Below are 24,821 nucleotides of genomic sequence, written 5' to 3' on the forward strand. Positions count from 1 at the left end.
ACCCTCAGCGCTGAACGCTCAACCCTCTCCCCTCAACCCGTCAACCCTCAACGCGGATGTCCGACGCCCTCGACCTTCTCCTGGACCGCCCCCAGTACGCCGACGTCGCCGACGACGCGTTCGCCCCGGGCCTGGACCGGATGCGGGCCCTGCTCGACGGGATGGGGACCCCGCACGAGGCGCTCCGGGCCGTGCACGTGGCCGGGACGAACGGGAAGGGCTCAACCGCCGCGATGACCGCCGCCATCGCCACCGCGGCGGGCCTGCGCACGGGCCTCCACACCTCCCCCCACCTCACGCACGTCGCCCAGCGGATGCGGGTGGACGGCACGCCCGCCCCCACGGACTGGCTCGCCGACACGCTGGGGCAGCACCGCTCGCTCGTCGAAGACGTCCGGCCGAGCTTCTTCGAGCTCGCCGTCGCGCTCACCTTCCGCTACTTTGCCGAGCAGAACGTGGACCTGGCGGTAATCGAGGTGGGCCTGGGCGGGCGGCTCGACTCGACGAACGTACTCGCTCCGGCCCTGTCGGTCCTCACGCACGTCGGCCTCGACCACACCGACATGCTGGGCGACACCCTCGACGCCATCGCCCGCGAAAAGGCCGGCATCATCAAGCCCGAGACGCCCGCGCTCAGCGCCGTGACCCCGGACGAGGCGCAGGCCGCCATCGCCGAGGTCGCCGCCACACAGGACGCGCCGCTCCACCGGCTCGACGACGAGGCGACCTGGACGACGCACCGGTCGGGCCTGACCGGGAGCGCATTCAGCCTCGACACCCCGGTGCGCCACTACGACCGCCTCTCGCTGTCGCTCGCCGGCCCCCACCAGCAGCGCAACGCCGCCCTGGCCGTGCGGGCCGCGGAGCTCACCGTCCTCGCCGACGCGGACGACGCAGCGGCGGACGCCGCGGTGCGCGATGGGCTCGGCGACGTGCGGGGCCACACCGGCTTCCACGGGCGGCTCGATGTCCTTCGGGAGGCGCCCCTCCTCGTGGTCGACGTGGGCCACAACCCGCCGGCCATCGCCGCGACCCTCGACGTCGTGGCCCCCACCGTGGCCGACCGCGGCGGCACGCTGCACGTGTGCCTCAACGCCGTGCGCGGCAAGCAGCTCGACGAGACGGCCCGGCTGCTCGCCGCCCACGACGCCGTCGTCACCCCCATCCCCATCGACACGAAGCGCGCCCTCCCGCCCGACGAGATTGCCCAGCGGCTGCGGGCCCAGGGCGTCACGACACGCGAGCCGCGGCCCCTCGCCGACGCGCTCGACGCGTTCGAGCGGAGCGCGGCCCCCGCGGACGGGCTGCTGCTCACCGGTTCGCACAAGCTCGTGGACGTGCTGCCGCCCCGGTTTCGCGATTGATCGTCGCTTCCCGCTCTCCCTTGCCGCTTGCCCCGCCCATGCTCTTTCCCGCCAGCGACGACGACGTGCCCTTCGACGACGCCCCCCGCATCCTCCTGTTTACGGGAAAGGGGGGCACCGGCAAGACCACCTGCGCCGCCGCCACGGCCCAGCACGCGGCCCGGCAGGGCCACAAAACCCTCGTCCTCTCGTCGGACCCCGCCCACAGCCTCGCCGACGCGCTCGACCAGGAGCTCGGCCCCGAGGCGCGAGAAGTGCGCGACCGCCTCTTCGCCCAGGAGGTGGACCTCTACTACTCGATGAAGAAGCACTGGGGCCACATGCGGGAGCTGATGCTCACCGTCTTCCGCTGGCAGGGGGTCGACCAGATTGCCGCGGAGGAGCTCGCCGCGCTGCCGGGCATGAACGAGGGATCGGTGCTGCTGTGGCTCGAAGAGGCCCTCCGCGAGGCCGACTACGACCTCATCGTCGTGGACAGCGCGCCCACCGGCGAGACGCTCACCCTGCTCACCCTGCCGCAGGTCACCCAGTGGTGGCTCGCCAAGGCGTTTCCCTTCCAGAAGATGGCGGTCAAGTCGCTCGGCTTCGGCGTCCGCAAGGCCACCGGCATTCCGCTGGACAAGGGCTACGAGGAACTGGAGGTGATCTTCGAGAAGCTGGAGCGCGTCCAGCAGGTGCTCGCCACCCCGTCGACCACCTCGATCCGGCTCGTGACGAACCCCGAAAAGATGGTGATTGAGGAGGCGCGGCGGGCCTTCACGTACCTGCAGCTGTACGGCTACGGCGTGGACAGCGTCGTCGTGAACCGCGTGCTGCCGGAAGAGGAGGTGCCGGCCGACTCGTTCTTCGAGGGCTACGTGGAGAGCCAGCGCGAATACCTCGAGGAGATTGAGCAGAGCTTCCGCCCCCTTCCCATCCTGCAGGTGCCGCACCTGGGCGAAGAGGTGTTCGGGGCCGAGCGCCTGGGCCGCATCGGGGACGCGATGTATGCGGAGCGGAACCCGACGGACGTGTTCTACGACGAGCCCACGTTCACGGTGGAGGAGGACGGGGACGCCTACGTTCTGAACCTGCGCCTCGCGTTCGCCACGGAGGCCGACGTCGACGTGCGCCAGCTCGGGGATCAGCTCGTCGTGCAGGTCGCCAACCAGCGGTCCAACGTGATCCTCCCCAACTTCCTCAACTACTACCACATGACGAACGCCGCCCTGGAGGAGGGATGGCTCCGGGTCCGCTTCACCCCGGATGGCGAAGCCTCTTCGAATTGAACACGATCGAAGGGGGCCCGCTCACGTCCCTCTTCCCCCACTCCCCCCTCCACACTTTCCACCCCCATACTCTCCCTCCCACACTCTTTACCCCCACGCCCTCCCCACGAACCCGTTCGGGCCCTCTCCGTTGAGGGCGATGTCTCGTTCGTCCGAGCCGCTTCCGTCCGAACTCTCGACCTCTCATGTCCGTGCCCGACGCCCTTCTGAAGCAGCTCTACACGTTTGGCAGTCTCGAGAATACCGACCGGGGCGTCGAGTTTGCGCTCAAGAACCGCCTGCAGGATGCCACACTCACCGGCCTCCTCGACGTAAAAATTGACGGCGACACGGTGCCGCCGGAGCGGGTGCATCTTTTTATGGGCGAGGGCGAGACCCACGCGGCCGACGAGATCTCCGACGAGGATGCGCTCGACTTTCCCCTGCGCCGCACCCTTCACCTGCGGGCCGACCGCCCGGCGCTGGAGAGCGGCACGCACAACCTCGAGCTGACCTTTCGGGCCGACCCGTTCGGCACGCTCACCTTTTCCGTCGAGGACTCGATCTCCGAGCAGGACGAGGCCCTGGAGCGCATTCCCCGCGACCCGGACGACAACTGCAGCCAGGCCATCATCGACGAGCGGCAGCAGTTCGTCGAGGACTACGGCGACACCTCGCTCGACCACGTGCCGCACTATTCGTTCGACCCGGCGGTCACGGAGGGCAACGTCGAAAACTTCACCGGCGTCGCCCAGATTCCGCTCGGTTTTGCCGGGCCGCTCACGGTGCACGGCGAGCACGCGCAGGACGACGTGCTGATCCCCCTCGCCACGTCCGAGGGCACCCTCGTGGCCTCCTACAACCGCGGAATTAAGGTGTGCAACCTGAGCGGGGGCATCGAGGCGACCGTGTCCCGCGACTGCATGCAGCGCGCCCCGGTCTTCATCTTCGACAACGCCCGGGCGGCCCGCGACTTCACCCACTGGGTGGACGACCACATGGACGCGATCCGGGCGGAGGCGGAGTCGACCTCCAGCGTCGCGGAGCTGCTCTACATCGACCACTACCTGTCGAACCACTTCGCGTACCTGCGCTTCAACTACCGCACCGGCGACGCGGCGGGGCAGAACATGGTGGGGCGCGCCACCTTCGCCGCCTGCGGCTGGATCATGGACCAGTACCCGGGCCCAGTCGAACACTTTTACCTGGAATCCAACTTCGCGACGGACAAGAAGGCCTCCCAGGTTAACGTGATGCGGACGCGGGGCAAGCGCGTGACGGCCGAGGCCACCATCGACCGGGACACGCTCGCCCAGCACATGCGGGTGGAGCCCGAGGCCCTGCACCACCACTGGAGCGTGTCGACCGTCGGGGCCTTCCTCTCCGGCGCCAACAACAACGGCGCCCACTCGCCCAACGCCATCACGGCCCTCTTTATCGCCACCGGGCAGGACGTGGCCAACGTCTCCGAATCGTCGGCGGGCGTCCTCTACACCGACATTACCGACGACGGCGATCTCGACATCTCGCTCACCATTCCGTCCCTTATCGTGGCCACGTACGGCGGGGGCACGGGCCTCCCCACCCAGCGCGAGTGCCTGGAGGTGATGGGGTGCTACGGCAAAGGCAAGGTCCACAAGTTTGCCGAGATCGTGGCGGCGGCCACCCTCGCCGGCGAGCTGTCGCTGGGCGCCGCCATCTCGTCGTCCGACTGGGTCTCCAGCCACGAGACCTACGGCCGCAACCGGTAACCGGGCACGAGAGCATGGGGGCACAGCAATGAGCGAGTGGATTCCCCGCCTCCGTAACCAGCGGCCCCCGTTCACCCTTCAACGGTCCAACGATCAACGCGCATGCTTGCAGCCCTCGAGGTCGCCGTTCCGGCACTTTACGCGGTCGCCATCGTGGTCCTCACGGCCTACGGCGGCAACCTCCTCTGGCTGGCCCTCGTCCACGCCGCCAGTGAAAGGCTTCGCGACGGCCCCGTGCCGGACCCCGACGACCTGCCAGTGCCGGACGACGACTGGCCCGTCGTGACCGTGCAGCTGCCCCTCTACAACGAGGCCGAAGTGGCCCACCGCCTCATCGACGCCTGCGTCCAGCTCGACTACCCCCGCTCCCGGCTCGACATCCAGGTCCTCGACGACTCGACCGACGCGACGACCGAGCGGGTGGCCCGGCGCGTCGCCCACTGGCAGGCCGAGGGCGTCAACATCACGCACGTCCGCCGCGACGACCGGACCGGCTACAAGGCCGGCGCCCTCGCCAACGGGCTGCAGCGTGCCCGCGGGGACCTGATCGCGATTTTCGACGCGGACTTCGTGCCGCGCCCGTCGTTCCTCCGCCGCCTCGTGCCGCGCTTCTTCGACGCCCCCGACCTGGGCATGGTGCAGGCCCGCTGGGGCCACCTCAACCGGGACGACTCGCTGCTGACGAAGGTGCAGGCCTTCGGGCTCGACGCCCACTTCGCGATCGAGCAGCGGGTGCGCGAGCTGGCAGGCTGCTTCCTGAACTTCAACGGCACCGCCGGCGTCTGGCGCCGCGCCTGCATCGAGGACGCGGGCGGCTGGGCCCACGACACGCTCACCGAAGACCTCGACCTCAGCTACCGCGCCCAACTGCAGGGGTGGCGCCTCACGTACGTCCCCGCCGCGGAGGCGCCGGCCGAGCTGCCGCCCGACATGAACGCGCTCCGCGCCCAGCAATTTCGGTGGGCGAAGGGCGGCGCCGAAACGGCCCTCAAGCTGACGGGCCGCCTCTGGCGCTCGGCCCAGCCGTGGCGGGTGAAGCTGGAGGGCACGTTCCACCTCACCGCCCACTTCGCCTTCCCGTTTATTCTGCTCGCCGCCCTCACCCACGCCCCGCTCCTGCTGCTCAAGGGCATCGGGCACGGGCCCGGGGAGGTCTATTTCGCCGTCATGGGATTCGGCCTGTTCGGGTTCGCCGGGTTTTTCCTCGCCCAGCTGTTCGCCCAGCGCGCCCTGCACCCCGACTGGCGACGGCGCCTCCGCCTCTTCGTGCCGTTCATGGCCGGCACCATGGGCCTCTCGCTCAGCAACACGAGCGCCGTGTGGCAGGCCCTCCGGGGCACCGACACCGCGTTCATCCGCACGCCGAAGGTGGGGAGTGCCGGCGGCGACGGCTGGTGGGAAAGCCGCTACGCCATCCGCGAGGTGCCCCGCATCGTATGGGGCGAGCTGGCCCTGGCCGTCTACTCGACGGTGGGCCTCGGCGTCGTGATCGGCCTCGGCGAGTGGGCCGCCGTCCCGTTTCAGGCGCTGTTCGCCCTCGGGTTCGCGCTGGTGACCGCGTCGAGCCTGCGGCAGGCCCTAACGGCCCAGCAGGGCCCGACGGCCTCCGCTCCGGCCTCGTCGCCGGCCGCCTGACCCTAGGGGCCTCCTGCAGGGCACGTCCCCCTCCGGCGGCACACGGATGCTCGCTGCAACCGTGCCTGCGTCGGGAACCCCCGTGGGCGCCTCTCATTGCCTCTGTCCTCTCTTCCGTCCCGAGCACATTCCTGCCCTCCGTCATGTCTGTGCCCGACCTTCAAGAGCCCCTTGCCCTGCTCGAACAGGAGGACTACGACGCCGCCATCGCGACGCTTCACGACACGGTCAGGGCCCTGCCGGCGCATCTGGGGGCGCACGTGCTGCTGGCCCACGCCTACGAGTCCCAGGAACGCTGGGCGGAGGCCCTGCAGTCCTGGGCGGAGGCACGCTTCCTGATGCCGAACAGCCCCATCGCCGAGGCGGGCACCCAGCGGGTCCTTCGCCGCCTGGAGGATCACGACGGCGCCTCGTTCACCTTTGCCTTTCCCCCGTCCCTCAAGACCTCGTCCCCCTCCGACGCCGACCCGGACGCCGCCCCCAACGACGCTGCCTCCCCGGCCGAGGGGACGGAGGACCCGCCCGACGACGCGGACTCCGGCCTGGCCCAGCTGCGGCGCCAGGCCGAACGGGAGGCCCGGCAGGGCGGCGCCCGCCCGGGGCTGTCCGACGCGCCCCCCTCGTCCGACCGCCCGTCCTCGCCCGACGAGGCCCCGGCCACACCGGAAGAGCAGGTCGAACAGCTCGAAGACGAGGGCGACACCGACGACCTTGACCACCTCATCAACGAGCTGCAGTCGGCCCGCATCGAGCCGGAGGCCGACGCCGACGCCCCGCCCCCAGACGTGGACGACGAGGCGGGGATGGCGGCGGACGACGACACGGAGGACATCGTCTCGGAAACGCTGGCCCGCATTCACGAGGGACAGGACGACTACCAGGAGGCCGCCCGGATCTACGCCGCACTGGCCGAGCAGGAGCCCGACCGGGCCGACGAGTTTCAGGAAAAGGCCGACGAGATGCGCAGGAAGGCCGACGAGGCCGGGGAAGACGCCTAGCGTCGGAGCATTCATCGTGGCGCGTGGAGGCCCGATGCCCGCGTCCCGCTTTCTCATCACCCATCGCCGTCCCGAATGGACGCCCTTCTCGCCCTCCACCGCCGGTCGCGCCGCACGGTCGTCGGCCTCATGTCTGGCACCTCGCTCGACGGCGTGGACGCCGCCCTCGTGCAGCTGGACGGCAGCGGCCCGGACCTGACGATGAACCCCGAGGCGTTCGTACACATCCCCTATCCCACCGCCCTCCGGGACCTCATTCGCACGAACACAGATCCGGCCTCGTCGTCGGTCCAGGACGTGACGCGCCTCGATGCCCGCCTCGCGGAGACGTACGCGGCGGCCGTCGACCGCGTGGCGGCGGAGGCCGACGTGGACCGCGGGACCGTCGACCTCGTGGGGGCCCACGGCCAGACCGTGTGCCACCTCCCTGAGCCGGCGGACTGCGCCGGCAAGGACGTCCGGGCCACGCTCCAGCTCGGCAACCCGTCGACCCTCGCGACGCGGCTGGGCGTGCCGGTCGTCGGCAATTTCCGCGCGGCGGACCTGGCGCTGGGTGGACAGGGCGCCCCGCTCGTGCCGTACTTCGACCGGGTCGCCTTCACCGCCCCCGACGAGGCCCGCGGGCTGCTCAACCTCGGCGGCATCGCCAACCTGACGGTGCTGCCCGCCGGCGCGGCCCCCGACGACGTGCGGGCCTTCGACACGGGCCCGGCCAACATGGTGATCGACGCGCTCGCCGCCCGCCTCTTCGACGCGCCCCACGACCCGGACGGCCGGCACGCCAACGCCGGCACGCCCGACCACGACCTGCTTGCCGACCTGCTGGAGGGCGAGTACTTTCGCCGCGAGCCGCCGAAGTCCACGGGCCGCAACGACTTCGGGCCCGACTACGTGGACCGCCTGCTCGGCGCCGCCCAGTCGCGCACCCTCTCCCCCGAGGACACGATGGCCACGGCGACGCTCCTCACCGCCGCGTCCGTCTACCAGGCCTACGCGCAGTATGTGCGTCCGGAGCAGGCCATCGACGAACTCATCGTCAGTGGCGGCGGCGTGCACAACGACACCCTCCTGCGGATGCTGGAGGAGGCCTTCACCCCAATCCCCGTCCGCCCCACGTCGGACTACGGCGTGGCCCCGGACGCGAAGGAGGCCCTCTGCTTCGCCGTCCTCGCCCACGAGGCCGTCAACGGAACGCCCACGAACCTGCCGTCGGTGACGGGGGCCTCGGCGCGCACCCCTCTCGGCTCTCTGAGCGTGCCCGGCCCGTAGCGGCCGGGCTGAGGGGCCTGGACGCCCCGCCGCCTTGGCAAAAAGCCGACGAAAGGCCCGCCTCTCCCGCCCGGGATACAAACATGCCCCCGCCGCCGGAATATAGAAGGGCCGGCAGTCGTTGCCTTTCCCAAACCCAAACGCCCCCATGGAATCCCAGGAGCAGTCCGACCAGACGGCCCTCGCCGAAATCGGTGAGTTTGGCCTCATTGCCCTCCTGCGCGACACGCTCGGCGAGCCCACCGACGACACCATCGTGTCGGGCATCGCCGACGACGCGGCCGTGTACCGCACAGACGAGGACCGCGTGCACGTCATGACCACCGATACCCTCGTGGAGGGCGTCCACTTCGACCGCGCCTTCATGCCGATGGAGCACCTCGGCTTCAAGGCCCTCTCGGTCAACGTGAGCGACGTGGTGGCGATGAACGCGTCGCCGCGCTACGCCACCGTCTCGATCGGCATCCCGCAGAACGTGTCCGTCGAGATGATTACCACGGTCTACGAGGGCCTGAAGCAGGCCTGCGACGCCTACGACATGCACATCGTAGGGGGCGACACGAACGCGTCCCACGGCCTCTCGCTCTCGATCTCGGTCGTGGGGGCGGCGGCGGAGGAGGACGTGGTCTACCGCACGGGGGCCCAGGTCGGCGACAAGATCTGCGTCACGGGCGACCTCGGCTCCTCGTACGCGGGCCTGAAGGTGCTGCTGCGCAATCGGGAGCGCCTCCAGGAGCAGGAGGAGGACTTTGAGCCGGACCTCGACCCGTACTCCTACGTCATCCGGCGGCACCTGGCTCCGCCGGCCCAGCTCAAGACGGTTCGCGATTGGGGGGACGCCGGGGTGCAGCCCCACGCCCTCATCGACATCTCGGACGGCCTCTCCGCCGAGGTGCACCACATCTGCGAGGCCGGCGACCTCGGCGCGCAACTCTACGAGCCGGCCCTCCCCATCGACCCGGAGACCCGCAACACGGCCACCGACTTCGGGGAGGACGTGACGATTTACGCCCTGTTCGGCGGGGAGGACTACGAGCTGGTGTTCACGATTCCGGAAGACGAGCTCGACGCCCTCGACCCACAGACGTACACGGTGGTGGGCGAGATTGTGGAGCCCGACGACCCGGAGCACCCGATCAAGATTCAGCGCGCCCACGGCGAGAATGTCCCGCTTCAGCCCGGGGGCTTCGACCACTTCGACGGCCCGTCCGCGACCGCCCCGCCGGCGTAGCCGTTCAGTCCACCCGTCCGGCGGCTTCCTGACACGCCGTCCTGAGGGCACGGAGCTCGTCTTTGAGGCGGTCAATTTCGGCCTCCAGCGTCTCCAGGGCCGCCTCGGCGTCCGCAAAGTCCCCCGCGTGGGCCATCTCCTCGAGCGTCTGGGCCGCCTCGCTGGACGGGGAGGCCCGAAGGCTGCCCGTCGCCCCCTTCAGGCCGTGGGCCTCCCGTTCCAGTGCCTCGGCGTCTTCGCTCTCAACCGCGTTCCGGATGGCGTCCATGTAGTCCGAGCAATCGTCCAGGAACGAGTCGATAAGGGTTGCGATGACGTCCGGGTTCCCGTCCAAGAGTTCGACGAGGGCATCTCGGTCAACAGCAGGGGTGGCCATCGGCCTTCAATCCTCTAGAGCAATTCAGTGGGTGCCTCCATCAGCGCCCGGTGGGAAAGAGACGGGGTCGTCCCGTCCACGGCCCGTCGGGACGGGCGTATTTTCCCGACGGCGAGGATCAAAGCGGAGTATATTCCCTTCCTCCGCCAATTCGTCGCGCACACAGGGCCTCTGAGGGGAGACGTTCGGGGACCTTCATGTGCGCAAAAAACATGCAAGAAATGAGGAGCCCGCCCCTACGGCCTCTGCCGCGAGCAGACGGGCGGGGTCCACCGATCGAGCCAGGCCTGCCGCTGGGCGTGGCGCCGGTGGTACCCTGGGGCCTGTCCGATGGGGGATCCGGGCGGGGCCGCCACGGAGGCCGGGGGAGACGCCGCGTCGTGGGACCGGTCGAAGTACCGGTCGATCGACGCCCGGACGGCGGTCCGATGGGCCTCTGCCTCCGTGATCGCCCCCGGATGGGCCGCGAGCCAGTCTCGGAGCGTGCGCAGGTGCTGTTCGAGACGGGCCCGTACGGCCGGCGCCCCGTTCCCCGCGTCGGCGCGGTCGAGCAGCACGTCCGTCCACACCTGCTGCACCGTCCGCTGCACTTCGGCCCGGTACCCGTCGGCGGGCGGGTCGGCCTTCCAGACGGCCTCGGTAATGGTTGTGAGGGTGCCCTGTAGGCCCGGCAGGTCGGGGGTGGCGTCCCGCTGCTCGATGAGGCGCAGGGCCCGTTCCGGCGCCGTGAGGGCGTCGAGCACCATAGTGGCCGCCACCTCGACCGGGGCGTAGGGGTCGAACGTCGGGTCCGTCCGGCCCTCGAACACCTCGCGGGTGTCCGGATGGCCCGGCGGACGCGGCGGAATGCGGGTCCGGGCGGCCTCCGGCAGGGCCAGCGCCGCGGGCGTGATCGTGGACAGCAGGGCGTCGAGGGCGGCCGCCTGGCGTTGGGCCGGCACGCGCTCGGACACCTGCGCCTCCGACTCGCCACGCACGGCGTACTCGTACACCTCGCCCCCAATCAGCTTCGCCGTGGCGCCGACCTGGTACCGGTGGCGCAGGTAGAGGGGCACGAGCGCCTCCTCCATGTGGGCGAGCGGCTCCCCGCGCTTCACGACCGCCTCGCCGAACCGGTCGAGGGCCACGTCTCGCACCCGCATCTCCCGGTCGAGGGCGTCGACCATGTTGCGCCCGTTGTCCCAGAGGTTGCCCTTCGGGTGGGCGGCCCCGGCCGGACGGGCGTCCGCGTCCGTTACGTACCGGAGGCCCTCCCGCTCCGCCGCCCGCACGAGGCTGTCGAGCAGCGCGGCCTCCGTCTGATTGGGGCCCGGACGGGCGTAGGCGTACTGGAGGGCCTTCACGTCCCACCGCTCCACGCCGGTGTCGTAGGCCTCCTTCAGCGATATGGAATCCCCCTCTACGCGGGCCAGCGGCGCCGGGTAGTCCATGACCGAGGCGCGGTCATTCACCGACGCGGCAAAGTTGTGGGCGAGGCCCAGCGTGTGCCCCACCTCGTGCGCCGACAGCTGCCGAATGCGGGCGAGCGCCATCTCCAGCATCGGGTCGTCGCCGGGCGGAAAGCCGTCGGCACGGGCGCCCTGGTACGGGGCCAGGAGCCCCTCGGCCAGCAGGTAGTCCTGCCGTACGCGCTGGGAGCCGAGCGTGACGTGTCCCTTTAGAATCTCGCCGGTCCGCGGGTCGGTCACGGAGGCGCCGTAGCTCCACCCCCGCGTGCGGCGGTGCACCCACTGGATCACGTTGTAGCGCACGTCCATCGCGTCGGCACTGTCCGGCAGCACCTCGACCCGGTAGGCGTCCTCAAAGCCCGCGGCCTCGAAGGCCTCCGCCCACCACCGGGCGCCGTCGAGCAGGGCGCTGCGCACCGGCTCGGGCGTGCCGGGGTCGAGGTAGTAGACGATGGGCTCCTCCGGCGGGCACAGCCCGTCCGCGCCGGGCGCCTCCGCACAGGTGAGCCGGTGCCGGTTGACGAGCCGCTTCGTCATGGACTTCCCGATGGGCGTTGCAAAATCCATGTAGTCCGTGTAGAAGAGCCCCGAGCGCGGATCGAAGCGGCGCGGGGTGTACCCGGTCGTGTCGGGCAGCTCGACGAGCGAGTGGCGCACGCGGAGCGTGAGGGCGCGGGGCGCGGCCGCCGTCCGCTCCACGTACGCCCCCGGGTCGCCGTCCGTGGTGAAGGTGAGCCGCGCCTCCAGCTCGGTGTTCTGGGGAAAGGCCTTTACGTGTTCGAGAACGGGCGCACTGCGTCCCTCCGCGAGCGAGTACGCCCCCTGCCCGGTGTTTTTCAGGCGACGGACCACCCCGTGGGCGTCGCGGACCACGAAGTCGGTCGCGTCGACCAGCACGTGCCCCTCAGGCCCCTCGGCCGCCACCTCGAAGCCCTGCAGGACGCCCGGCGCGAACGCCTCCCGCACCGCGGTTCGCTCGTACGCGTTGTCGGAGGCGGCGCGGTAGTCGAGGTTCGGGGTCACGAGCAGCACCGTCGGCCCCGTCCGCTCGAAGCGGACGACCCGCTGGGTTCCGAGCTGGCCCCGGTCGAGCCCGACGGGATTGGACCCGAGCCCCGTGGGCAGCGAGCTGACGTAGAGCATCTCGGTATCGAATCGGGAAATCTCCAGCCAGAGTTTGCCCGTCGTCGCGTCCCAGTAGACCGGAACGTAGCCGTCCATTTTTGTCATCCCCTCGGTCTTCTCGGCGATGGTCGGAAGGGAGGAGTCCTTCGCGTCTTGGGCGCGGGTGGGAAGCGTGGTCAGCCCCACCGCCCCGAGCACCAGAAGCACGACGCACGAGCAGCGCAGCGAGGCGGGCAGGGAACCAAAATGCATGGGTGCACAACCGGGTTGGCACGGGGATGGAACGTGGGGCTGTCCAAAACCTACGAAATCAGGCATCGGAAACCGAAATTCGCACCGGCACGGAATTCCTGGATTCTTTGCGGCGCAACCGTGGAATTCTCATCCGGCGCGTAGGCATTTTCCGTCGGCGCCCGTTACGTTTTCAAGCGTGTACATTCTGCAAATGGACCGATATCTTCCGGCGAAGCGCCGCCGTCCTTTGCAGCGTCTGGCCCCTCTTCTCAACGAATAACTGACCCCGTCTCATGGAAGTAGGAAGCAACGAAGTCAAGGGCAAAATTGTCGAGGTGCTCGGCCCGGTCGTCGACGCCGAATTCCCGCGCGACGGCGTGCCCGACATTCTGGACGCCCTCCGGATCGAACGGGAGGACAGCCGCGACCTGATTCTGGAGGTGCAACAGCACCTTGGCGAACGGCGCGTCCGGGCGATTGCGATGGACTCGACCGACGGGCTGCAGCGCGGCCAGGCCATTGCGGCGACGAACCAGCCCATCAGCGTGCCCATCGGCGAAGAGATTCGGGGGCGCCTCTTCAACGTCGTCGGCCAGCCGATCGACGGCCTGCCGGAGCCGGACGTCGACGAGCGCCGGGCCATTCACCAGGACCCGCCCGAGTACAACGAACTGACCGGGTCGCAGGAGGTGCTGGAAACCGGCATCAAGGTGATGGACCTGATCCAGCCGGTGCCGAAGGGCGGCAAGGTCGGCCTCTTTGGCGGGGCCGGCGTCGGCAAGACGGTCCTCATTATGGAGCTCATCAACAACATCGCCAAGGCGCACGAGGGCCTCTCGGTCTTCTCCGGCGTTGGGGAGCGCACCCGCGAGGGCAACGACCTGCTCCGCGAGATGATTGAGGCCGGCGTGATGACCTACGGCGAGGAGTTCCGCGAGTCGATGGAGTCCGGCGGCTGGGACCTCGACAAGGTCGACTTCGACGAGATGAACAGCGAGAGCAACATCTCGCTCGTCTTTGGCCAGATGAACGAGCCGCCCGGCGCCCGGGCCCGGGTGGGCCTGACCGGCCTCACGATTGCGGAGTACTTCCGCGACCTTGGGGGGCGGGACGTGCTCTTCTTCCTCGACAACATCTTCCGCTTCGTCCAGGCGGGCCAGGAGATGTCGGCCCTTATGGGGCGCATGCCGAGCGCCGTGGGCTACCAGCCGACGCTCGCCAGCGAGATGGGCGACCTTCAGGAGCGCATTACCTCGACGCAGGAGGGCTCCATTACCTCCTTCCAGGCCGTCTACGTCCCGGCCGACGACCTGACGGACCCCGCCCCGGCCACGACGTTTGCCCACCTCGACTGCACGACCGTTCTCTCGCGCCAGCTGTCGACACAGGGCATCTACCCGGCCATCGACCCGCTCGACTCCACGAGCCAGATGCTCAACGAGCGGGCCCTGGGCACCGAGCACTACGAGACCGCGCAGGACGTGAAGGAGATCCTCCAGCGCTACGAGGAGCTCCAGGACATCATCGCGATTCTCGGGATGGACGAGTTGAGCGACGAGGACAAGCAGGCCGTCAACCGCGCCCGGCGCGTGCAGCGGTTCCTCAGCCAGCCCTTCTTCGTCGCCGAGCAGTTTACCGGTCAGCCCGGCAAGTACGTCCCCATCGAGGAGACCATCCGCGGCTTCCGCATGATTCTCGACGGCGAGCTCGACCACCTGCCCGAGCGGGCCTTCCTGCTGAAGGGCACGATCGACGAGGTGATCGAGGCCGGCGAGGAGATGGCCGAGGAAGCATAACCGAGTTGGGCGCCACGCGTCGTGCGTTGACCATTTGAGCGACGCCCCCCCTCAACCCTCAAACCCAACACCCACAGATGGCCGACGAACTGACCGTTGACATCGTGACGCCGGACGAGCGCTCGTTTCAGGGCCCGGCCAACGGCGTCCGCGCCCCCGGCATTGAAGGCTCGTTCGAGGTCCGCGAAGACCACGCCCCCATGATCGCCGCGTTCGGCATCGGGCCCCTCATCGTGAAGACGCAGGCGGCCCACGAGTACGCCGACATGCACAACGACCGCATCATCTTTGCCACGAGCGGCGGCTTTCTGGAGGTCATCGACAACAAGGTCACCGTGCTGGCCGAGACGGTCGAGCCGGCCTCGGAAATCGACGTGGAGCGGGCCGAGAGCGCCGAGGAGCGCGCGAAGCGACGCCTCGAAGAAGGCGTGCAGGAGGAGGAGCGCGAGACCCACGAGGCCGCCCGCGACCGGGCCCGCAACCGCCTGCGCGTCGCCATGGGGAAGGTCGGCACGCGACAGTCTTGACTTCTCCCCTCGATGAATCGAGGGGATTCTTCCTCACGGAAAAGACTTCCTGTTTCGCGGGGCCTGCCTGAAGTCCTTTCAATTCAGGTCTTACATGCCCTCCGTAGGCATTAGAGACCAAAGCCTCTCCCGTCAGCCCGACGGTACAGATGCTCAAAAGAAAACTGTGTCATACTTTGGTTATCGGTATGACATTAAACCGCATCGTTAGGCAACTAATTTGTTTCGTTGTGGCTAACGAGAGAGTCCGTGTATCTCCCGGATAAATCCGGGGGTTTTCTCAAAGAGTACCCCTTCGGGGCAACTGCTCTCTCGCGCTCACTCAATACTATATTTGAAGGGACCGGGACGCCGTCTCCACCTCTCCGGCGTCCCGCGTCCTGGCTGTCCGCTTCCCTCTCCCCGCCCCTCACAGCGGGCCCTGCTCCCGCACGGAACCGCCTCGTCCGCGACGGCTGCAGCAGCCGATCACCGAGAGACGGCCGTCGGGTCGTGCGCACGAGACGATGCAGGAGTGCGGCCGCAAGGGCGCGAACACGCGTCGCGCCGTTCGCTTTTGCCCGTCCCCGGTCTCTCCTCACCTGTCCCGCCTCCCCATGAGGACCTGGCTTGCCCTCCCCCTCGTCTGTCTCTGGAGCCTCACGGGCGTGGCCGCGCAGCCGATGCCCGAGCGCCCATCCGACGACCTGCTGACGCGCCCTGCGCTGCAGGCGGTCGTGAAGGCCCAGGTCGACCGAAACGGCGCCCTGCTCCGCGAAAAGATTGGGGCCGACGACGCCGACGTGCGGGCCCGGGCCGCCCTTGCCCTCGCCTCCGTCCGGGACACCAGTGCCATTCCCGGGCTCCTCGACCTGCTGGGCGACAGCGTGCCCCTCGTCCGCACCGACGCCGCATTCGCCCTCGCCCAGATGCCGTCGGGGGTGCCGGCGGCCCCGCTGCTTCAAGCCCTACGCTTCGAGCGCGACCCCTCGGTGCAGCGACGGCTCATCGACGCACTCGGCGCGACGGGCGACACCCAGTCCCTACGCGACCTCATTCGGCTTCGTCCCCCCCCGGCCCGTCATTCCGACCTGGCGCTGACGATCGCCCGCTACGGCATGCGCGGCGTGACCGACTCGACGGCCACGACCTGGCTTCTGAACCACCTGCGGTCCGACGACCCGTGGACGCGCCGCAACGCGGCGTACGCACTGGGGCGGGTGGAGGCCCTCGCTGCCGGCCGCGCCGACACGATCCGCGCCGTGCTCAACGACACGGCCCCCGACGACCCGGCCGCCATGCATCTGCTTCGGGCACTGGGCACGACGGGCGACGCCGCCGATGCGCCTCGCCTGGCGGATTGGCTCCGGACGGCCCCCGACTGGCGCACACGCGTGGAGGCTGCCCGGGGGCTCTCGGCGCTCACTCCCGCCGACAAATCACGAAACGCCCTCGTCGCGGCCCTCAACGACGGCCATCCGCTCGTGGCCCGCACGGCCGCTGAGACGCTGGCCGGGCTCGACTGGTCCCCCGACCGCGTCGCGGCCGTCGGGGCCTGGCTCGACGCCCATCCCCGCCGGTGGCGCGTAACCGCACCGCTGCTGCTCGGCCTCGCCCGAAACGGACGTTCGGAGCGGGTCCTCAATACCGTCGGCCGCTGGCGCGCCGAGCGCTCACCGGTGGCCTACGCCGCGGGCCTCCCCGCCCTTGCCCCCCTCGATCGCCCGCGGGCCGATACCATGCTGCACGCCGCCCTCCGGCACGACGATGTGCGCGTGGCCGCGGCCGCCGTGCAGGCCCTCACGGCACGATGGGAGCGCACCCGCCCGACCAACGCGGAGGCCACATTCAAACGACTCTCCGCCGCCGTGCGCCGGGGCGACCCGGCGCTGCTCTACCACGGCGCGTCCGCCCTCGCCGACTCGGCCTTTGCCTCCATGGGCGCCGCCGACACGCTCGCCGCCACCTACCGCACACTCGCCACGCCCGACGATTTGGAGGGCATGACGGCCGTGCTGGGGGCGCTCGGCACGCTCGGGGGCTCGACGGCCGAGACGACCCTCCGCGACGCGCTCGATCATCCCCATCACGCCGTCCGGAACACCGCCGCACAGGGGCTCTCCGCCGCGACGGACTCAACCGTCACCGCCGCCGCGAAGCCGCTCCCGGAGACGCCCTCGATCGACTGGGGCGCCCTCCAGGCGCTAGGCCCGCACCCGCGCCTCGTGTTGGAAACGAACCGGGGCACGGTCACGATCGCGCTCGACACTGAACAGGCGCCGCAGACGACGCAGGCGATCACGCGGTTTGCGCAGGAGGGCCGCTACGACGGCGTGCCCTTCCACCGCGTGGTGCCCAACTTCGTGGTGCAGGGGGGCGACTTTGCGCGGCGGGACGGCTTCGGCGGGCCTGGATTCTTCCTCCGCACCGAGGCGACGCGCATCGGCCACCGCCGCGGCACCATCGGCATGGCCAGTGCCGGCACAGATACGGAGGGCAGCCAGTTCTTTGTCTCCCACAGCATGCAGCCCCACCTGGACGGGAGCTACACCGCGTTCGGACGCGTGACGGACGGGATGGAGGTCGTGGACCGGCTCCGTGCCTTCGACCGGATTGAGTCGGCCCGGGTGGAGGCGACGGACGAATAAAATCCCCTAGGGACCTGACGTCCCCTCGCCCATGGCCGGCAGTCCGCAGCGGGTCACTCGGACGCCCGTGCCCGGAACGCCTCGAAGCTCTGCTCCTCGTACGCCCCGGAGCCGAAGTAGCGGAGCATCTGGAGGAAGACGGGCCGCTTGATGTAGCCGGGCTGCTTTGCAATGGGGGTGCCGTCCGGTTTCATGAAGACGGTCGTGGGCACCCCTCGCGCCCCGAGGGCCATCCCCAGTTCCTTCGACGAGAGGGTGCGGCCGTTGAACCGATGGGTGCCCCCCGTCGTGTCGCGGTTGAGGCGGGCATACGTAAAGCGGCGGTCGAGGTACGACCGCACCTCTGCGTCCGCGTACACGTTCTCCTGCATCCGCTGGCAGTAGGGGCACCACGGCGCGTAGACCTCCAGCAGGATCGGCGCCTCTTGCGCTTCCGCCTGCTCGATTACCGCGCCGAGCGACCGGGGTGGCATTTCCATCTGGGCGTGGGCCCGGCCCGGTCCCATCGCGAGCACGAGGACCGCCACGAGGACAAACGACCGAACTGCAAAAAGCAAACGCATTGTGACGAAGCAGCGCTGGGGATGAAAAGTCCCTTGTCCGATGGGATTGAGGAGCAGGAGGTTCCTCCCTCCGCGCCCACGGAACCGCCCGACCAGTCGCGCCCCTTCACGCACGCCTCCCCACTTACGTCCATTTCCTCATGACCCTGTCTGCCCTTTCCACCCCTGCCCTCCTGATCGAACAGTCGCGCCTGCAAGAGAACCTTGCGGCCATGCAGGCCACGGCCGACGCGAACGACGTGACCCTCCGCCCCCACGTGAAGACGCACAAGTCCGTCGCGATCGCCGAGCAGCAACAACAGCGCGGCGCCGAGGGCCTCACCGTCGCCACCGTGCACGAGGCCGAGACCTTCGTCGCGGCGGGCTTCGACGACGTGCGCGTGGCCTACCCGGTCGTCGGTCGCCCGAAGCACGAGCGGCTGCGCGCCCTGCGGGCCGCCGCCACGCTCTCGTTCACGGTCGACACCATGGCGGGCGCCGACCAGGCGTCGGCCGTCTACGCCGGGGCCGACAACCCGGTCGAGGTGCTCATGGAGGTGGACGTGGGCCACGGGCGCTGCGGCGTCCACTGGGCGGACGACGCGGCGGCGGTGGCGCTGGCGCAGCACATCGCGTCCCTGCCGGGCCTCCAGCTTGCGGGGATTCTCACGCACGCCGGCCAGGCCTACGACGGCCCGTCCGACGACGAGACAGCGAAAGGAGCCCTGCGCCGCGCCGCGCGGCACGAGCGGGACCGAATGCTGTCCGTGGCGTGCGCCCTCGCCGAGGCGGATGGCGTGGACGTGACGCCCGACGACCTTGAGATCAGCGTCGGCTCCACGCCGTCGATGGCCGCCTTCGAGAACGCGACGCGCGACGGCTTTCGGGTCACCGAGATTCGCCCCGGCAACTACGTGATGCACGACGCGATGCAGGTCGCCCTCGGCGCGGCCCCGCTCGGCGACTGCGCCCTCACGGTGCTCACAACCGTCGTCAGCACGCAGCAAAAACCCGACGGCACCGCCCACGCGTTCGTGGACGCGGGAAAAAAGGTGTTCACCACAGACACCGGCTACGGCACGGACGGACACGGCATTGCCCTAGCCGATGCCGCGCAGATGCGCCCTCACCCGGGCCTTCGCGTCGATCATCTCTCGGAGGAGCACGGATGGCTCACGATGACCGGTGATGCGGACCTGACGGTGGGCGACCGGCTCCGCATCGTCCCGAACCACGCCTGCGTCACCGTGGCCAACCAGGACACCCTCCACGTCGTGGACGGCCCCTCCGTCGTGGACGCGTGGTCGGTCGACGCCCGAGGGGGGTAATCCTGCGGCCCGCTTCTTCACGGTTCGTGCCTCCCCCGGTGCCGGTCCCGTCCTCGCGGGCCGGCGGAACCGAGGCCTCCGGCGGGCCTCCGTGGTCGGTTCTCCCTGGTCGAAAGCATGTGCGCTTAATACACCGACAATCGTGGCGATAACAAGAGACCCAGCCGGTCCCTCCGTCTGGGAACGTGCCGCCTTCGCTGTCCGGGTCTCTTGAAATTTCTAGCGCGATGCTGAAAACACAGTCGTTTCCGAGTGTCTTCGAAACCAACACGACCGAGCTGGTCGACGTGGCCGACGGGCTTCTCGAGGGCCTGAAGGTCCAGGTCGACGATGAGCAGTACGTCGTCGGGGACCTTGCCCTCCGCGAGGGGACGGCCCCCCACAAGGGCATCAACAACGCCCCCTCCGACCTCGACTACCGCCTGTTGCTTCGGGCCGGGCTTCTGGTCGCCCAGGCCGGCGGGGCCGACACGCCACTGACGCTGACGACGGGCTTCCCCTACTCCTCGTACCGGGTCCACCGCCGGAGCGCGGGCAACCTGATTGAAGGCGAGCAGGAAATTGAGTTCGACGGGCGCCCCTTCGGCGAGGGGGAGCACTCGGTCGTGGGCGTGGACATTGCGGACGTGGAGGTCCTTCCGGAGATCGAGGGCCACGTGACGGCGACCCGCGAGGGGGAGATCGAAGAAGACGACCCCTTCTTCGCCGTCTCGCTGGGGTACGGAACGTTCGAGTCCGTCTTGAGCCTTCCCTCCGGCCCCGTCCAGCGAACGGCGACGAGCGGACACGGGCTCCGCTACGCCACGTCGATGATGGCCGAGCGGCTCCGGGAGAAGCACTACCTGGACATGCCCACCGAGCACCAGATCGACATGGCGATGCGCCGGGGCACCGTCGTGGCCGGGCGCCAGCGTTACGACCTCTCGGAGCTTCGGCAGAAGGTGCTCCGCATCTACTACAACGACGTCGTGTCCCCGGCCCTCAAAAAGGCCTTCGACGACAGCGACTTCGGGCAGACCCGCAAGATGTACCTCGCCGGGGGCGGCGCCCTCTACACGGAGCTCGTGGACGCCTTCGACGACGAGTTTGGGGAGGTCCTCTCCCTGGAGGTGGTGCCGGATCCGGCCGCCCACGTGAGCCGAGGGTTTGCGCTCCACGCCGCCGGCGTAAACGGCAAGAGCCCGGACCACGCCGTCGGGCTCGACCTGGGCAACGCCAACACCTCCGTCACGCTGTTCGACCGAGAGCGCGCGTAGCCCGGAGGCCCTTCGCCTGTTCCGTTCGAACAATTTCCGGCCGCCATGTTCAACTTTTTTCGACGCTCGACCGACGACGATGACGCCGCCGCCCCCTCGTCGGCCCTCTCGGTGCTCGGGGAGGACACGACCGCACAGGGGACGTTTGACCTGAAGGAGGACGACCTCCGGGTCGATGGGGTCCTCGACGGGGACGTGACGACCGAGGGGCACGTGCACGTGTCCCGCGGGGGCGCCATCCACGGGGAAATTCGGGCCGGGTCGATCCGAATCGCCGGCGACGCGACAGGGATCCTGCACGCGCAGGCGGACCTCGTCGTGCTGCAAACCGCGTCGGTGCACGGCATTCTGTGTGCCGAGGCCCTGACAATTGAGGACGAGGCCGACTTTGAGGGGGGCCTGTGCGACACCGCGGACCAGATTCCGGTTCTGAAGGACGCCTTCTTCTCCGCCGAGGCATACACAATCCCTGCCCTTTCGTCGTCCCCCGACGAGCCCCCGGCCGACTCGTCGGGGCAACAGCCGTCCGAGGCCGCCGAGCGGTCCGTTACGCTCGACATTGAGCCGTCGTCGCCCCCCGAGTCCACCGATACCGGGGAGGAGACCGCCTCCTTTCGCCCCCTCCAAGAAGGGGACGGCCTTCCGGAATCCCCGTCCTCCTCGCCGGCCGCCCCCTCGACGGACCCGTCCGGCGCCGAGCCCGAGACGCCGGATGCCGAAAACACCGACGACACGGAAGACACCCTCTCCACGATTGAGTGGTGATGCCGCCGCCCTCACCACGCGGTCTCCCAAATTGCCGGCGAAAAGCCCCGCCCCCGCCGAACGAACCGGGGGCCCATGCCGTCCATACACACCGCGAAACTGGTGTTCAAGACGTCCCGACGGCATGACGGAGGCCCCTTCCTACACTGACATCGACACCCTGGCCGACCGGCTACGGGACGTTCCCTACGAGTCGATCCTGCGCACGATCGGGCGCGTGGCCGAGCGGAAGGGCATCGAGGCGTACGCCGTGGGCGGCATGGTGCGCGACGTGCTCCTGGGCCGCTCCACTACGGACCTCGACTTCGTCACCGTCGGGCCCGAGACCGGCATCGCACTGGCCGAGGCGGTGGGCGAGGCCCTCGGCGGCCGCACCGCACACGTCTACCCCAAGTTCGGCACCGCCGCGATCCGCATCCCCGCCGCGGACGCGCTCCCCGACGACCACCCGGACGACGCGCTCGTGCTGGAGTTCGTGGCCGCCCGCAAGGAGAGCTACCGCTCCGACTCCCGAAAGCCGGAGGTGGAGGCCGGCACGTTGGAGGACGACCAGTACCGCCGCGACTTTACGGTCAACGCGATGGCGATCCACCTCACGCCGGACCGCTTCGGCGCCCTCCTCGACCCGTTCGACGGCCGGCGCGACCTGGAGCGGCAGACCATCGACACGCCCCTCGACCCGGCGGACACGTTCGAGGACGACCCCCTCCGCATGATCCGGGCCGCCCGCTTTGCCACGCAGCTCGAGTTTCGGGTGTCCGACCGCGTGTTCGACGCAATGGGGACGCAGGCCCACCGCGTCGAGATCCTGAGCCAGGAGCGCATCACCGAAGAGCTCCACAAGATGCTGGAGGCCGACACGCCGTCCATCGGCTTCAAGATTCTGGAGGCCTCCGGCGTGCTGGCGCACGTCATGCCTGAAATTCAGCGGCTGAAGGGGGTGGACGTGGTCAACGGGCGCGACCACAAGGACAATTTCTACCACACGCTCGAGGTGCTCGACAACGTCGCGGAGCGGACGTCGGACCGGCCCGGGGCGGAGACGCGCTGGCTCCGGTGGGCCGCCCTCCTCCACGACATCGCCAAGCCCAAGACCAAGCGATTCGATCCGGAGGACGGCTGGACCTTCCACGGCCACGAGGACGTGGGCGCCCGCATGATCCCGGACCTCTTCCGCAAGTGGCGCCTGCCGACCGACGAGCGGCTGGACTACGTGCAGAAACTGGTCCGCCTCCATCTCCGCCCCATCGCGCTGGCGGACGAGAAGGTGACCGACTCGGCGGTGCGCCGCCTGCTCTACGAGGCCGGGGACGACATCGACGACCTCATGACCCTGGTGCGGTCGGACGTCACCTCGAACAACCCGGACCGGCGCCGCCGCTACCAGCGCGCCTTCGACCGCGTGGAGGAGAAGATGCGGGCCGTGGAGGAGAAGGACCGCCTCCGCAACTTCGAGCCGCCGGTGGACGGGTACGAGATCATGGAGACGCTCGGCATCGAAGAGGGGGTGGCCGTGGGCATCGCCAAGACGTGGATCCGCGAGGCCATTCTCGACGGCGAGATTCCCAACGAGCACGACGCGGCCTACGACCACCTCATGGCGATCAAGGACGAGGCGCTCCGCCGCGGCGCCCTCTTCGAGGCGATGCAGGACCGGCTCGACGGGCCGGAGAACCGGGCGCTGGGCGCGATCAAGGAGGTCGTCTTCGAGGACCCGGACCTGCCGGACGACCGCGAGGCGGCACTGGACTACCTGAACGCCGTGAAGGAGGAGGCGCTGGCGGACGGGCCCTCCACCGACGAAGCGGATCCGTAGCCCCCCTACTGCACGGATCGATCCGCTCTGTGCAACAGCGGAGTGGACTGGCAGGAGCCTCCTGTTTCTGGCGGGCCTTTCCCTCGTCTCAACCCCATCGACAGGCCGGATCGCACGGGCAGAAACATTATCCCTGTCCGGACACGTCCGCGTCGGTCGGTCCCTGTCCGTCGTAGGCGGCGACGAATTCGTCGAGCCGGTCGGGGTCGTCGGCGCCGGGCAGCGGCCGGGTCGCCGTCTCGCACGCGGCGTCCACGCCGAGCTCGCCGCAGACGTGATCGGACACGGCCTCGGCCATCTGTCGGTAGGTCGTCAGCTTGCCGCCGACGATGCTGGCAAAGTTGTCCACCCCGTCGGCGGCATGGTCCACGGTGGTAAAGCCCCGCGAGATGCCGCGCCGATTGCTCGCCTGCTCGTCGGGGGCGTACAGCGGCCGCACGCCCCACCACGTGCGGACCGTCGGGGCGTCGGCCACAGGGGGCAGCATGGTGGCGCACTCCCGGACGGACGTCTCGACCTCCCAGTCGGCCTCCTCGTAGTCGTCCGGGTCCGACACCGGCACGCTCGTGGTTCCCAGCACCACCTCGTCGTCGTGGGGCACGACGATGTCCCCGTCGTCCGGGTCGCGACACCGGTTCAGCGCCGGGCCGAGGCCCTCGTACTCCACCGAGATCATGACGCCCCGGGAGGGGGCCATTCCCAGGTCGACATCGGCCATCGACGCGACCGTGCCCGCCCAGGCCCCCGTCGCGTTCACGACGTATGTCGGCTCGACCGCCGCGTCGACCGTCCCACCGATCAGTGCCTTCACGACCTGTCCCCTCTCAACCACCAGGTCCTCAAGGGGTGCGTGGGGACGCACGAACCCGCCATGGGCCTCGGCATCGGCGGCATTGGCGGCACTGAGGCGCGACGGGTACACCACCCCGTCGGGCACCCACATCGCCCGCTCCACATCGTCCGACAGGCCCGGCACGCGGGCGCGCGCTTCCGCCGCGCTAAGCAGGGTCGTCTCGATCCCAATCGCGTCGCAGGCCGCCCGTTTCTCCTCGAAGTAGTCCGGGTCGTCGTCGGCCAGCTGGACGAACAGGCCGCCGGTGTCCCGGATGCACGCCCCGGCGATGGACCGGAGGACGCGGTTTTCTGCGATGCACTCCTCCGCCCCCACCCGGTTGGCCTCGGCGTAACGGGCCCCGCTGTGTAGCAGTCCGTGGGAGCGACTAGAGGCCCCGCTGGAGAGCCCCTCCCGCTCCACCAGAAGCACCTCAACGCCGCGCAGCGCGAGGTCCCGGGCGATGCCCGTGCCGGTGGCGCCGCCGCCAATCACGAGTACTGCGGGGGAGTCGTTCATGTTGGGCGGGGGTCCGTGGAGAAATTGGGGAAGTGTCCGATGAGCACAAAAGTTAGACACCCCTTCAGGACGTAGTTGTCCGGGCGCTGGGGATATGAGACATGTCTTTCACAACCTCGTGGACGTCTCGACTGC

General features: G+C 69.5%; 18 protein-coding genes. 14 read left to right on the top strand and 4 right to left on the bottom strand.

Annotated elements, in window-relative coordinates:
• Nucleotides 1–56 precede the first annotated feature (56 nt).
• The 7 genes from SRU_RS12710 (at nt 57) to thiL (ending at nt 9,495) form a co-directional block, all read left to right on the top strand.
• Nucleotides 57–1,364: a bifunctional folylpolyglutamate synthase/dihydrofolate synthase gene (locus SRU_RS12710; RefSeq protein ID WP_011405137.1), complete on the top strand. Its 1,308-nt coding sequence runs from the start codon at nt 57–59 to the stop codon at nt 1,362–1,364.
• Between the two features lie 38 nt (nt 1,365–1,402).
• Nucleotides 1,403–2,632: an ArsA family ATPase gene (locus SRU_RS12715; RefSeq protein WP_237701747.1), complete on the top strand. Its 1,230-nt coding sequence runs from the start codon at nt 1,403–1,405 to the stop codon at nt 2,630–2,632.
• Between the two features lie 185 nt (nt 2,633–2,817).
• Nucleotides 2,818–4,362 (top strand): hydroxymethylglutaryl-CoA reductase, encoded by a 1,545-nt coding sequence (locus SRU_RS12720; protein WP_011405139.1) that lies wholly within the window; start codon nt 2,818–2,820, stop codon nt 4,360–4,362.
• 102 nt (nt 4,363–4,464) lie between these two features.
• Complete coding sequence (locus SRU_RS12725) at nt 4,465–5,997, top strand: glycosyltransferase (RefSeq protein WP_011405140.1); 1,533 nt, start codon at nt 4,465–4,467, stop codon at nt 5,995–5,997.
• A 143-nt stretch (nt 5,998–6,140) separates the two neighbouring features.
• A complete protein-coding gene (locus SRU_RS12730; RefSeq protein WP_164923636.1) occupies nt 6,141–6,995 on the top strand; it encodes a tetratricopeptide repeat protein in 855 nt (284 codons plus the stop codon).
• Between the two features lie 75 nt (nt 6,996–7,070).
• Nucleotides 7,071–8,264: an anhydro-N-acetylmuramic acid kinase gene (locus SRU_RS12735; protein ID WP_011405142.1), complete on the top strand. Its 1,194-nt coding sequence runs from the start codon at nt 7,071–7,073 to the stop codon at nt 8,262–8,264.
• Nucleotides 8,265–8,412: 148 nt separating this feature from the next.
• Nucleotides 8,413–9,495 (top strand): thiamine-phosphate kinase, encoded by a 1,083-nt coding sequence (thiL, locus tag SRU_RS12740; RefSeq protein WP_011405143.1) that lies wholly within the window; start codon nt 8,413–8,415, stop codon nt 9,493–9,495.
• 4 nt (nt 9,496–9,499) lie between these two features.
• Here the strand turns inward: thiL and SRU_RS12745 are convergent, their stop codons facing one another.
• Both SRU_RS12745 and SRU_RS12750 read right to left on the bottom strand, forming a co-directional pair.
• The gene (locus tag SRU_RS12745; protein ID WP_011405144.1) at nt 9,500–9,871 is read right to left on the bottom strand and encodes an Hpt domain-containing protein; all 372 of its coding nucleotides are present in this window, start codon (nt 9,869–9,871) and stop codon (nt 9,500–9,502) included.
• Between the two features lie 236 nt (nt 9,872–10,107).
• Nucleotides 10,108–12,696 carry a zinc-dependent metalloprotease gene (locus SRU_RS12750; protein WP_164923637.1) on the bottom strand — a complete coding sequence of 863 codons (2,589 nt, stop codon included), beginning with the start codon at nt 12,694–12,696 and terminating at the stop codon, nt 10,108–10,110.
• A 275-nt stretch (nt 12,697–12,971) separates the two neighbouring features.
• On the opposite strand from SRU_RS12750, the gene atpD reads away from it, so the two are divergent.
• The 3 genes from atpD to SRU_RS12765 all read left to right on the top strand — a co-directional run bounded on the left by atpD (nt 12,972) and on the right by SRU_RS12765 (nt 17,628).
• The gene (gene atpD, locus SRU_RS12755; RefSeq protein ID WP_011405146.1) at nt 12,972–14,474 is read left to right on the top strand and encodes a F0F1 ATP synthase subunit beta; all 1,503 of its coding nucleotides are present in this window, start codon (nt 12,972–12,974) and stop codon (nt 14,472–14,474) included.
• A 77-nt stretch (nt 14,475–14,551) separates the two neighbouring features.
• The gene (gene atpC, locus SRU_RS12760) at nt 14,552–15,001 is read left to right on the top strand and encodes an ATP synthase F1 subunit epsilon (RefSeq protein ID WP_011405147.1); all 450 of its coding nucleotides are present in this window, start codon (nt 14,552–14,554) and stop codon (nt 14,999–15,001) included.
• A 596-nt stretch (nt 15,002–15,597) separates the two neighbouring features.
• Nucleotides 15,598–17,628, top strand: a complete 2,031-nt coding sequence (locus tag SRU_RS12765; RefSeq protein WP_237701748.1) for a peptidylprolyl isomerase — start codon at nt 15,598–15,600, stop codon at nt 17,626–17,628.
• A gap of 53 nt (nt 17,629–17,681) precedes the next feature.
• On the opposite strand, the gene SRU_RS12770 is transcribed toward SRU_RS12765, so the two are convergent.
• On the bottom strand, nt 17,682–18,191 hold the full coding sequence (locus SRU_RS12770; protein ID WP_164923638.1) for a thioredoxin family protein: 510 nt from the start codon (nt 18,189–18,191) through the stop codon (nt 17,682–17,684).
• A gap of 140 nt (nt 18,192–18,331) precedes the next feature.
• On the opposite strand from SRU_RS12770, the gene SRU_RS12775 reads away from it, so the two are divergent.
• The 4 genes from SRU_RS12775 to SRU_RS12790 all read left to right on the top strand — a co-directional run bounded on the left by SRU_RS12775 (nt 18,332) and on the right by SRU_RS12790 (nt 23,335).
• The gene (locus SRU_RS12775; RefSeq protein WP_011405150.1) at nt 18,332–19,498 is read left to right on the top strand and encodes a D-TA family PLP-dependent enzyme; all 1,167 of its coding nucleotides are present in this window, start codon (nt 18,332–18,334) and stop codon (nt 19,496–19,498) included.
• A 227-nt stretch (nt 19,499–19,725) separates the two neighbouring features.
• Entirely contained in the window at nt 19,726–20,754 is a 1,029-nt protein-coding gene (locus tag SRU_RS12780; RefSeq protein ID WP_164923639.1) for a ParM/StbA family protein, read from the top strand.
• Nucleotides 20,755–20,799: 45 nt separating this feature from the next.
• Nucleotides 20,800–21,519, top strand: a complete 720-nt coding sequence (locus tag SRU_RS12785) for a bactofilin family protein (protein WP_011405152.1) — start codon at nt 20,800–20,802, stop codon at nt 21,517–21,519.
• Nucleotides 21,520–21,643: 124 nt separating this feature from the next.
• Nucleotides 21,644–23,335 carry a CCA tRNA nucleotidyltransferase gene (locus SRU_RS12790; protein ID WP_118839799.1) on the top strand — a complete coding sequence of 564 codons (1,692 nt, stop codon included), beginning with the start codon at nt 21,644–21,646 and terminating at the stop codon, nt 23,333–23,335.
• Nucleotides 23,336–23,462: 127 nt separating this feature from the next.
• On the opposite strand, the gene SRU_RS12795 is transcribed toward SRU_RS12790, so the two are convergent.
• Entirely contained in the window at nt 23,463–24,686 is a 1,224-nt protein-coding gene (locus SRU_RS12795; RefSeq protein WP_164923640.1) for an FAD-dependent oxidoreductase, read from the bottom strand.
• Nucleotides 24,687–24,821: the final 135 nt, after the last annotated feature.

This window comes from Salinibacter ruber DSM 13855, from assembly GCF_000013045.1.
Classification (GTDB): domain Bacteria; phylum Bacteroidota; class Rhodothermia; order Rhodothermales; family Salinibacteraceae; genus Salinibacter; species Salinibacter ruber.